11 protein-coding genes and 1 tRNA gene are annotated in these 10,587 nt (G+C 40.0%); 9 read left to right on the top strand and 3 right to left on the bottom strand.

Annotation, left to right across the window (positions count from 1 at the left end; all coding sequences use genetic code 11):
* Positions 1-71: 71 nt before the first annotated feature.
* Genes IEU65_RS09715 through IEU65_RS09695 form a run of 5 tightly spaced genes read left to right on the top strand, consistent with a single transcriptional unit; the run spans position 72 to position 4,960 of the window.
* Positions 72-917 carry a MetQ/NlpA family ABC transporter substrate-binding protein gene (locus IEU65_RS09715; RefSeq protein WP_139967281.1) on the top strand — a complete coding sequence of 282 codons (846 nt, stop codon included), beginning with the start codon at positions 72-74 and terminating at the stop codon, positions 915-917.
* A 45-nt stretch (positions 918-962) separates the two neighbouring features.
* The gene (locus IEU65_RS09710) at positions 963-1,802 is read left to right on the top strand and encodes a MetQ/NlpA family ABC transporter substrate-binding protein (protein ID WP_010278519.1); all 840 of its coding nucleotides are present in this window, start codon (positions 963-965) and stop codon (positions 1,800-1,802) included.
* A gap of 49 nt (positions 1,803-1,851) precedes the next feature.
* Positions 1,852-3,183, top strand: coding sequence for a M20/M25/M40 family metallo-hydrolase (locus IEU65_RS09705; RefSeq protein ID WP_010278518.1), 1,332 nt, complete (start codon positions 1,852-1,854; stop codon positions 3,181-3,183).
* Positions 3,180-4,268 carry a methionine ABC transporter ATP-binding protein gene (locus tag IEU65_RS09700; RefSeq protein ID WP_010278516.1) on the top strand — a complete coding sequence of 363 codons (1,089 nt, stop codon included), beginning with the start codon at positions 3,180-3,182 and terminating at the stop codon, positions 4,266-4,268. Before IEU65_RS09705 ends, IEU65_RS09700 begins: the two co-directional genes overlap by 4 nt.
* Entirely contained in the window at positions 4,265-4,960 is a 696-nt protein-coding gene (locus IEU65_RS09695; RefSeq protein WP_010278514.1) for a methionine ABC transporter permease, read from the top strand. The genes IEU65_RS09700 and IEU65_RS09695 overlap by 4 nt, the downstream gene beginning before the upstream one ends.
* 34 nt (positions 4,961-4,994) lie before the next feature.
* Here the strand turns inward: IEU65_RS09695 and IEU65_RS09690 are convergent, their stop codons facing one another.
* The 3 genes from IEU65_RS09690 to IEU65_RS09680 all read right to left on the bottom strand — a co-directional run bounded on the left by IEU65_RS09690 (position 4,995) and on the right by IEU65_RS09680 (position 7,490).
* A complete protein-coding gene (locus IEU65_RS09690) occupies positions 4,995-5,693 on the bottom strand; it encodes a GntR family transcriptional regulator (RefSeq protein ID WP_004915766.1) in 699 nt (232 codons plus the stop codon).
* A complete protein-coding gene (gene nagA, locus IEU65_RS09685) occupies positions 5,693-6,835 on the bottom strand; it encodes an N-acetylglucosamine-6-phosphate deacetylase (RefSeq protein WP_010278509.1) in 1,143 nt (380 codons plus the stop codon). The genes IEU65_RS09690 and nagA overlap by 1 nt, the downstream gene beginning before the upstream one ends.
* Before the next feature lie 136 nt (positions 6,836-6,971).
* Positions 6,972-7,490, bottom strand: coding sequence for a phosphatidylglycerophosphatase A family protein (locus IEU65_RS09680; RefSeq protein WP_010278508.1), 519 nt, complete (start codon positions 7,488-7,490; stop codon positions 6,972-6,974).
* A 312-nt stretch (positions 7,491-7,802) separates the two neighbouring features.
* On the opposite strand from IEU65_RS09680, the gene IEU65_RS09675 reads away from it, so the two are divergent.
* From IEU65_RS09675 to IEU65_RS09660, 4 genes are all read left to right on the top strand, one after another.
* A tRNA-Gln gene (locus IEU65_RS09675) sits at positions 7,803-7,874 on the top strand.
* A 162-nt stretch (positions 7,875-8,036) separates the two neighbouring features.
* Positions 8,037-8,783, top strand: coding sequence for an NUDIX hydrolase (locus tag IEU65_RS09670; protein ID WP_010278503.1), 747 nt, complete (start codon positions 8,037-8,039; stop codon positions 8,781-8,783).
* Between the two features lie 75 nt (positions 8,784-8,858).
* The gene (locus IEU65_RS09665) at positions 8,859-10,019 is read left to right on the top strand and encodes an MFS transporter (RefSeq protein WP_010278500.1); all 1,161 of its coding nucleotides are present in this window, start codon (positions 8,859-8,861) and stop codon (positions 10,017-10,019) included.
* 15 nt (positions 10,020-10,034) lie between these two features.
* Entirely contained in the window at positions 10,035-10,583 is a 549-nt protein-coding gene (locus IEU65_RS09660; protein WP_010278497.1) for a folate family ECF transporter S component, read from the top strand.
* Positions 10,584-10,587 lie beyond the last annotated feature (4 nt).

The following is a 10,587-nucleotide window of genomic DNA, read 5'->3' as shown; positions in this document are numbered from 1 at the left end:
AACTTGCCTATTCATCGCCATTCTAAAAATCAAGTATTATCATTTAGAGAAAACAGGGAGAAATACGTATCATGAGTAAAACAACTAAATGGCTTGTTGGTGGTGTGGCTGTCGTCGCTATCGCTGGTATTGCCTACGCTAGCTTTGGTCAAAAAGCCAAAACAACTTCAAAAACCGTCACCATCGGTATTATGTCAGGTTCAAAACAAGATGCCAAAATCTGGGATACGGTTAAAAAAACCGCTAAGGATAAGTATGGTATCACGCTAAAATTCAAAGAATTTACTGATTACTCACAACCTAACAAAGCACTTGCATCTGGTGACATTGATTTGAATGCCTTCCAACACTACGCCTTCCTAGCACAGTCAAACAAATCAACAGGAGACAAAATCGTGTCAATTGGTGATACTGTCATTTCACCAATCCGGTTGTACTCAAAGACATATACAAAAGTCTCACAGTATAAGTCAGGTGACACCATTTCTGTTCCTAACGATCCCAGTAATGAAAGTCGCGCGCTTTATGTTTTAAAAGCAGCAGGATTAATTGATCTCAAATCTGGTTTAACCTTAGCAACGGTTAAAGATATTACCAAAAATCCAAAAAATCTCAAAATTAAAGAGCTAGCCGCTGATCAGACAGCTCGCTCACTCTCAGATGTACAAGGCGCCGTGGTCAATGGTACTTATGCCGATTCTGCTGGTTTAGATTATAAAAAAGCTATCTTTGTTGAACCCTTAAACAAAAATTCTCACCAATGGGTCAACATTATCGCTGCTAACAAAAAGGACAAGAACAACGCTACGTACAAGAAGGTTGTTAAAGCCTACCAAACAGAAGCCACTAAGAAAGCCATTAACAAGCAATATGATGGTGTTGAATTAGCTGCTTGGGACGCTGATTTTAGTAAATAAGGATGTGATTTGAGTTTAACTCATCACCATTATGAGGAAAATATTATGAGTAAAAAAGCAAATTGGATTATTGGCGGTATCGCCGTTGTCATTGTTGCTGGTGCTATTTATACGTTTGGTCATGGTAGCAAAAGTCAATCAAAGACCGTAACAATCGGCGTTATGGCTGGATCAAAGGAAGAAGATCAAATCTGGGATGCCGCAATCAAGACCGCAAAAGACAAATATGGCATCACTTTAAAAACAAAAAAATTCACTGACTATTCACAGCCTAACAAAGCATTAGCCGATGGTGACATTGATCTGAATGCTTTCCAAAACTATCCATTTTTAGCCAACTGGAACAAAACATACAAAACTAATATTATTTCAATCGGTGATACTTGGACGACACCCCTACGCTTATATTCTAAATCATATAAGAAGACATCTGAATTTAAAACAGGTGATCAAATCGTTGTGCCAAACGATGTCACTAACGAAAACCGTGGCATTCATTTATTAGCTGAAGCTGGTTTAATTAAAATCAAAGATACTAATACGGCAACGCCAAAGGATATTACATCAAATCCTAAAAAGCTACAAATCACACCAATTGACGCGTCACAGACAGCCAAATCGTTAGATGATCCCAAAATCGCTGGCGCAGTCATTAACACTAACTATGCTATTTCTGCCAAGTTAGACATTAATTCAGCAATTTATGTTGAAGGACTTAACAAAGATAGTGAACAATACTTCAACTTTATTGCCGCTAACAAGAAAGATAAGAACAACGAGACCTATAAAAAAGTCGTGAAATCATTACAAACTGCCGAAACAAAGCGTTTGGTAAAGAAGTTCTATGGCACAGCTGAAATCACTGTTTGGGATTATAAGAAATAATACATGCGCTTTTGCGCGTACATAGTTGTTGCGGGAGGATTGATAATACATGAGTATCAGAACACAATATTTAACGCTTTTACATGATTTGGTTGCATTACCTAGTGTTTCAGCAAAACATGAATCACTACCAGAAACTGCTAAATTAATTGCGGACGCACTGCGTGGTTTAGGGGCTGAGGTGTTATATGACGATACCTACTTTGCACCATTCATCATTGGCAAATTGACCAGCAATGTTCCCCAAGCGCCAACAGTTATTATTTATAATCATTACGATGTTCAACCAGCAGAACCACTTGATTTGTGGGACAGTGATCCTTGGCAGCTGACAGAAAAAGATGGCAAGTTGTATGGTCGTGGCGTCGATGATGACAAAGGTAACTTGACCGCAAGACTTACTGCCGTGGCTGAGTATTTATCTGAACATAACAATCAGCTACCGATTAATATTACCTTTATTATAGAAGGTTCTGAAGAAACCTCCTCTCAACATCTTGACGATTATTTGGCTAAGTATCAACAGCATTTATCTGGTGACCTCGTTATCTGGGAATCGGGTGGTAAAAATGCCAACGAAGAAGTGGAAATATTTGGCGGTAACAAAGGCATTGTGACTTTTGATGTCAGCGCAACAACAGCTGGTCATGATTTACATTCGTCTTTAGCTGCTGTTGTCGATTCAGCTGCGTGGCGTTTGACACAAGCACTAGCCACATTGTACGATGAAAACGGTCATATTACGGTAGCAGGATTCTATGATGATGTGACGCCACCAAACAGCCGTGAAATACAGCTAGTGTCTGCATTACCTCTGACACATGATGCACTAGTTGCACAACATGAAATCACCGCGCCCCTTATAACTGACAAAACTGGGGATGATTTGAAGTCAATTTTATATTTTTCACCGACACTCAACATTGAGGGTATTGAAAGCGGCTACGTTGGTGAAGGCGTGAAGACTGTCTTGCCTGCCAAAGCATCAGCCAAACTTGAAGCACGTTTAGTTCCAGGAATGGATCCTGAAAAAACACTACTTCAAATCAAGCAACACTTTCAAAACCGTGGTTTTTCTGATATTCTGGTGACTAAGACATTGGGGCAGCCTGGTTATCGTAGTGACATGTCAGACCCACAAATTTTACGCGTTATTGATGTCACAGCCCATTACTACAAAGCACAACCTGTTGTTATCCCAACATCCCCCGGTACTGGTCCTATGTATTATATTCATGAAGCATTGGGTGCCCCCATTGCCAGTTTAGGAATTGGCTATGCCAATACAAACGACCACGCACCAAATGAAAATATTCGCCTAGATGACTACAATCAGCACATTGATGTCATTAAAGCACTAATTAGGAGTTATGAAAAATGACAGAAGAACCAATTATTAAACTAGACAATATCAATGTCACTTTCCATCAAAAAAAGCGGACGATTACAGCTGTTAATAATGTTACTGTTCACGTTAATCGTGGGGATGTATACGGAATTGTTGGCTATTCCGGCGCTGGTAAATCAACCCTTGTTCGCGTCATTAATTTATTACAAGAACCAACTAGTGGCTCTGTGATTGTGAATAACGAAACGTTTTTTCAAGCAACAGATGAAAATGCCAAAAAAACAATCATTGGTGGTAACGCTTTACGTGACAGACGCCGCAAAATCGGCATGATTTTTCAACACTTTAATTTGCTAAATGAGCGGACAGTCACTGAAAACGTTGCGTTTGCCTTGCAACACAGTCCATTAAAAGACGAAGAAAAAAAGGCAAAAGTAGCAGAATTACTTGAATTAGTTGATTTATCTGATCGCGCTGATCAATTTCCCGCCCAACTCTCAGGTGGACAAAAACAGCGTGTCGCCATTGCCCGCGCTTTGGCAAACGATCCTGAAATTTTAATTTCTGATGAAGCTACTTCAGCTTTGGATCCTAAAACAACCAATCAAATTTTGGCATTACTCAAGAAACTCAATCAAGAATTTGGTTTGACAATTGTTTTAATTACGCACGAAATGCAGGCTGTTAAAGAAATTGCCAACAAAGTTTCCGTCATGCAAGACGGTGAAATTATCGAAAGCGGTTCGCTATTAGAAATATTTGCACAACCAAAAGAACAACTCACACGTGAATTTATTGAAACGGCTACCAATATTGATAAAGCAATCGAAACAATTAGCCATGAAGCACTGGTTCACAACTTAAAAGATAACGAAGTCTTTGCTCGCCTTTCTTATGTTGGGGACACAACCGACGAACCGCTGATTACTGGATTATTCCGTGATTTCAATGTTACTGCTAATATTTTGTACGGCAACATTGAGATTTTGCAAGAAACGCCTGTTGGCTCATTGTTGGTTATTTTATCAGGCGAATCAGCACAACTAAAAGCTGCACTTGGTACCTTGCGTGACCACCATGTGACAGTTGAACTTATTAAAGGAGGCCAATCATTATGAACCAATGGTTTGCACATACTTTCCCTAATGTAATATATCAAGGCTGGGGTGGCGACACTGGTTGGTGGACTGCAATTGTACAAACACTGTACATGACATTTTGGTCAGCTATTTTTGGTGGTCTTTTGGGTTTGATTTTCGGTATTGGTCTTATTATTACCGCGCCAAATGGTATTGCACCAAGTAAAACTTGGTTTTGGATTTTTGATAAAATCGTGTCCTTCTTCCGTGCCTTACCATTCATCATTTTGTTGGCGGCTATTGCACCTGTCACCAAAATTATTGTTGGTACCCAAATTGGCACAACTGCAGCGCTTGTGCCATTATCTCTTGGCGTCTTTCCATTCTACGCACGACAAGTTCAAGTTGCTTTATCAGAAGTTAGTGGCGGCATCGTTGAAGCCGCACAATCAGTTGGTGCATCTTTTTGGGATATTGTGTTTGGCGTTTACTTACGCGAAGGACGGTCCGAACTGGTTCGCGTTTCAACCGTCACTTTAATTAGTTTGATTGGCTTGACTGCCATGGCAGGTGCTATTGGCGCCGGCGGTCTAGGAAATATGGCCATTTCGTATGGTTATAATCGTTTCGCCACTGATACAACGCTAGTCGCAACATTGTTAGTTTTGATTCTAGTCTTAGTAGTACAAGTCATTGGTGATATTCTTGTTAAACGACTCAATCATAAATAATAAAAAGCTGATATCAATCAAGATATCAGCTTTTTTAACGTGTAATTGTCATTTCAAAGCGTTCACCAACATAAAATGAACGTGAATACTCAAATGGCATATCATTTTGATCATATGAAACTTGACGTACTGACAGAATTGGATCGCCACGCTTAATATGGAGTAATTCTGACAAGCGTTCGTTGGCTAAACTCGCCGTGATTGTTTGCTCAGCGCGACCCGGATTAATGCCTGCCTGCTCCAGTGTTGCATACAACGATTGCGTTAATTGACTACGTGTAAATGCTTCAACTAATTTAACCGGCAAAGTTGTTTGTTCTAACAGAATAGGTTCATCATCACCCAAACGCAACCGTTCCATCACCAATACTTCATCAGTCTCTGATAGTTGTAAGTGCTCCATTTCCGAAGCAGAAGGTGTCGTTGTTTTATAACTGACAGTTACCGTGCGTGCTTGTCTTCCTGTGGCAGCCATTAATTCCGTAAAACTTGTGACACCGAGCGCACGTTCAGACACTTTCTTTTCAGCAACATAGGTTCCTGAACCAACCTTGCGTTCCAAAATGCCTTCGTCTACCAACGTCTGAATTGCTTGACGCAAAGTCATCCGCGACACATCAAATTCCAGTGCCAAATCACGCTCAGCGGGCAAACGTTTTTGAGCTTCCCACTCACCAGCTTCAATTCGTGACAATATTTGATTGTGAATTTCGATGTAACGCGGTTTAGCCATTAATTCTCCCTTGCGAAGCGACGACCAAGTGAGTATGTCGCTTGTAATTGCATGTCTTGATTAAAAATATTAAAATCAGCGTCTTTACTTGCTGACAAATCACCTTTTTGTGTCAAACCAAACTCACGCGCTTGATTGACCGAACTCATTTGTACAGCATCGCTAATATCAGCACTTGTAAAGCGTTGAATATTAGCAAAAGCATCATCATAGGCTAAAACAGAACCGGCTAAATGTCCATTTTCTAAGCGTGCTTGTTTGTCTTTAACAATTACTTTTTGCCCACCCAATTCTGATTCGCCATTACCTAATCCTTCGGCGCGCATTGAGTCGGTAACCAAATCAAGACGCTGAGCCCCTTTGACCTTGAAAGCTAATTGTAGCATATCAGGAACAACGTGGAAACCATCAGCGATTAATTCGCCTGTAATTGATTCTTCAAGCATGCCATGACCTGTAACACCGGGTTCACGATGATGTAGTGGCCGTTGTGCGTTATACAAATGTGTTATGTGAGTGGCACGGGAATGTCGTAACTGTTCACGAGTAGCATTGGAATGACCAATTGATGGCACAATATGATGTTGCAACATGAATGCCTCAAAGTCAGGTAACCCACCATTTTCAGGCGCATAAGTGACTAAGCGTATGCGTTCGCCAGAAAGTGCATACCATTTTTTGAGTAATTCAGTGTTTGGATCAATAATATATTTTTCAGGCTGTGCACCCATAAAAACTTTGTTAATAAAAGGGCCTTCCAAGTGAATTCCTTGAATCACTGGATTTGTCTTAGCAACTTGATCGATTGTCTTCAACGCACGTTCAATATTTTCAGGTGATTGCGTCATGGTCGTTGGAAATAGTGAGGTAATCCCTTCTGTCACCATCTTGTTGACCATCTCGTTAAGCTTATCGGGATCGCCGTCCATAGTGTCTAAACCGTAACCACCATGTTTATGAACATCAATGAATCCTGGTACGACCAGTTGACCAGTTGCCTCGTCAATGACTTCATCATCAGCTCGCGCTGTGAAATCAGCCATGTAGCCAACTTCCTCAATTGTGTCGGTGAAGCGCATGTAGGCGTCTGGCATATGCTTATAGCCTGTATACAAGTCAATATTCTTAATTAATTTTGCCATATCATCACGTGGTACGGCGTTTTGGACGCCGCAGCACTTTCCTCCTCTAGCTTTTATACTTTAAGTATAATTGGTCTAGACCTATTTTGCAAATGTTTTCTATCCTTGATGATGACAATAAAAAAACACCTCAGTGTTAGTTTTTGATTCCTGATTCGTTTTCAACCATTCCTGCCGCAAATTTGTGGGCTACCTTAGAAGCAGCAGCTGCAGCTAGAGCACCCACAATATCATCAGCAAATGTCGTCACTGCTTCGCTTGTTTTTCCCTTGCGATCAAGTTCGCCGACCAGTCCAACTTTTAGTTTGTCGATGTAGCCATAATTGGTCACACCAATCGTGTCAAAAGACATTGCAATGGCGGTTCCAATTGTCTCATCAACGCCAAACAAACCATCATCATGTTCAACTAAATCTTGCAGTGGTGCTTCTAATAAATGTTCTTCAGCCAAGCGATCTAATTCAAGTCCAACCCATACTTGGTGCTGAACAACGCGCTTATGTAAAATACTTTCCACCGCTTCTGCCACTTGTTCAAGTGTCAAACCCGCCACGTATGATTGTTCATTATCAAAAGCAATTTGGGCGATATCTTTTACCGTAATATGGTGCTGTGCTAATTTTTTAATTGTGTTGTCGTAAGTTGCGTACTGCATGTGTTACCCCCTTCTATGTTTTTCTAGTATATCGAACTTTGATTTTGAAAGCTATCATGAAGACAAATGCTGTCACAACAACATTTTGATATTATCAAACTCCGCTAATTAATGTCACAAATGAAACGATTATTTTTTCATTATTCTAACTGAAAGGTTAATTTGCTGTGATTGGCGCCTATGATATTTTCAAAACCAGGACATGAAATTTTCATTTTTTTAATCACAATCGAATGCTTGAACAAAATCGCAATCGTTTCAAAAATACTGCTTGCAAAAGAGAGACATTTTCTGTAAAATATATAGAGTAATTGCCCCTTGGCCAAGCGGTAAGGCGGTGGCTTCTGGTGCCACTACGCGCTGGTTCGAATCCAGCAGGGGCAATTTCTAATAGGCAATCAACTTTTAGTTGGTTGCCCTTTTCATTGACTCGTCATGCGTTGATAACACCATTGTTGTGACGTTCATTCAGTAAACTCAAAATCATGGTGACAGCTATTTCACCAAAAAATAAGATATAATAAGCCATAGGAGGTGTTCAAATTCATGCCAGAAATTATTTCGCGGCCAATTGTCACAGTAACCAACGTCATTTGGAGTTATAATTTTACAACTGAAGAAGTTGTGGTACTCTTAGCAAAAAAATCAGATGAGCCCTTTAAACATTTTTGGAGCCTTCCTGAAACATTTCTAAGGTCAACTGAAGATGCCGATTCAGCGGCGCTAAGACTAATTTCAGACAAAATTGGTATTCAATTAGATAGTTTCCATACTGAACAGCTTGCGACTTTTTCATCAGTGCTTCGCACTAAATCAGACCGTCAGCTTGCACTAGCGTATATGAGTTTTTTGCCAAAAATGCCAGATTTGACACCAGGTGTCGGCGCTGTCAATGTTGCTTGGGTACCAGTCAAATCACTACACAGTCGCTTTTATTTAGTTCACCCTGAGTTCAGTATTAAATTACCAACCGCCTCACCAGACATTTTTTATCAGAACTTAACCGTTAATAGTAACCAATCACAATTAGCTTTTGATCATGAATTGATTATTCAAACCGCCATCACTCGTGTTCGCAATAAACTTGATTATGCACCGTCAATTCTAAGGGTTCTTGGCGACACCTTTACACTCAAAAATGCACGTAAAATCTATGCTAATTTCCTCGGCATCTCAGAAGTAGCAATTGATAATTCCAATTTTCGAAAAACACACGATCATCTTTTTTCTGAAACTGGTACTGTTACCACAGTAGGAAAAGGTCGTCCAGCAAAGCTTTACCAATTAAAGTAAAATTGACTTTTAATCAATAGCGTGATATTCTTAACTCCAATAAAAGTATTTAATACTTAAAAGGGAGTTTTTTTTATGTGGTCATCTTTTACGCGCAAAACATTATTAATTATCGGTACTGCTTGGCTCTTTGATGCACTAGATGTGGCGTTGCTGTCATTTATCATGCCAATGGTAAAAGCGCAGTGGCATCTAGAAGCCACTCAAACGGGTCTATTGTCTTCTGTCACAGCTATCGGTATGGCATTTGGTGCCATATTGTTTGGTAAGGCTGCTGACCAATTTGGTCGAAAAAACGTTTTAACAGCCAGTCTTGTCTTATTCTCTTTGGGCAATTTAGCATTAGCATTTTCACCCAATTATCACTGGTTTTTAGTTATTCGTTTCATAGTTGGACTCGGCCTGGGCGGTGAATTACCTGTAGCCGCAACTTATTTGGCTGACCATTTTAAAGGCACACTACAATCGCGCCTATTAATTCTAGCAGACAGTTTTTGGGCAGTGGGTTGGCTCATTGCGTCCGTATTAGCATTCTTTTTTGCTAATAACCTTGGCTGGCGTGGGTTATTAATACTAACCGCCATTCCGGTCTTGTTTGCTCTGATCTTGCGCAGTAAGCTCACTGATGCACCAAAGATAACCACAAAATCACCCACTTTAAAAACAAGTTTGATTGCTAATTTTAATTATCAAACTATTCTACTATGGTTAACTTGGCTAATGGTGATGTTCAGTTATTATGGCATGTTTATGTGGCTGCCAACAATTTTGGCTAGTCGTGGCAACACTTTAGTGACGGGATTTGGCTATACTGTTCTCATTACAATTGCACAATTGCCTGGTTATTTTGTTGCAGCGTGGTTAATGGGAAAAATACAAGTTCGTTGGGTCTTCATCATTTACATGTTAGGCACAGCGTTGAGTGCTTTTGCCTTTGGTCAAGCTGACGGCATACCTGCAACCATAGTATTCGGCAGCTTACTCTCATTTTTTAATCTTGGTGCTTACGGCACAATTATTGCACTGACTCCTGTTCAATATTTGCCGGAATATCGTGGTACTATGACCGGTATTGCCCAAGGAATTGGCCGTTTAGGCGCCGTAATTGGTCCTTTGCTGGTTGGCTGGTTATTAGATTACCACGTGTCTGTTAATCATATTTTTACTATTTTCATGATGTCACTCTTTATTGGCGCACTAGCAGCAGTCTTTTTGCCAGATCGCCTGAATGCGTAAAAGGATGTTACAAGCATGTTGAAAGATTATTATACATTTAAAAGCCCAAAATTGACGATACAAGTGCTGACCATCGCAGCATTGATGTTAGCACTTGATATTATATTATGGAAAATTAGTATTGGTCCTAGCTATTTTCAAATAGCGTTAGGCTTTATTTCTATGTGTCTGATGGGCTATTTTCTTGGTCCGTGGTTGGCCGGCACAGTTGAATTGATGTCCGATTTTTTAAATAGCACCGTTTTCGGTGGTTCATCCACCTTCGCTTGGCAATTCTTAATAGGTGCTTTCTTAGGTGGCATGGTATATAGTGTGCTACTACATGGTCGCAAATGGTCATGGCTTAATATCGTTGTCGCCCACTTAATTATTCTTGGTCCCATTAGTCTTTTACTTGATACTACTATCGTTTCTTTTGTTTACCATATAGACTGGCACGTAGTGTTTATGACACGTGCTGTGCGTAACTTTTTTACATTTTTCATTGAAACATTTGTATTAATCAGTATACTCAAGGGCATTGAAGCCAATAAATTTTTAAGAGAAATCAAGCAGAATTTGTAATACC

The organism is Leuconostoc pseudomesenteroides KCTC 3652 (assembly GCF_014634745.1).
In the GTDB taxonomy this organism is placed as follows: Bacteria; Bacillota; Bacilli; order Lactobacillales; family Lactobacillaceae; genus Leuconostoc; species Leuconostoc pseudomesenteroides.
Note: the sequence above shows the minus strand (reverse complement) of the source record. Positions and strands in the feature narration are given on the sequence as shown.

Bases quoted from the DNA above. Each gene is read 5' to 3' on its own strand.
- IEU65_RS09715 (WP_139967281.1), top strand. From the start codon at position 72: ATGAGTAAAACAACTAAATGGCTTGTTGGTGGTGTGGCTGTCGTCGCT.
- IEU65_RS09710 (WP_010278519.1), top strand. From the start codon at position 963: ATGAGTAAAAAAGCAAATTGGATTATTGGCGGTATCGCCGTTGTCATT.
- IEU65_RS09705 (WP_010278518.1), top strand. From the start codon at position 1,852: ATGAGTATCAGAACACAATATTTAACGCTTTTACATGATTTGGTTGCA.
- IEU65_RS09700 (WP_010278516.1), top strand. From the start codon at position 3,180: ATGACAGAAGAACCAATTATTAAACTAGACAATATCAATGTCACTTTC.
- IEU65_RS09695 (WP_010278514.1), top strand. From the start codon at position 4,265: ATGAACCAATGGTTTGCACATACTTTCCCTAATGTAATATATCAAGGC.
- IEU65_RS09690 (WP_004915766.1), bottom strand. From the start codon at position 5,693: ATGGCTAAACCGCGTTACATCGAAATTCACAATCAAATATTGTCACGA.
- nagA (WP_010278509.1), bottom strand. From the start codon at position 6,835: ATGGCAAAATTAATTAAGAATATTGACTTGTATACAGGCTATAAGCAT.
- IEU65_RS09680 (WP_010278508.1), bottom strand. From the start codon at position 7,490: ATGCAGTACGCAACTTACGACAACACAATTAAAAAATTAGCACAGCAC.
- IEU65_RS09670 (WP_010278503.1), top strand. From the start codon at position 8,037: ATGCCAGAAATTATTTCGCGGCCAATTGTCACAGTAACCAACGTCATT.
- IEU65_RS09665 (WP_010278500.1), top strand. From the start codon at position 8,859: ATGTGGTCATCTTTTACGCGCAAAACATTATTAATTATCGGTACTGCT.
- IEU65_RS09660 (WP_010278497.1), top strand. From the start codon at position 10,035: ATGTTGAAAGATTATTATACATTTAAAAGCCCAAAATTGACGATACAA.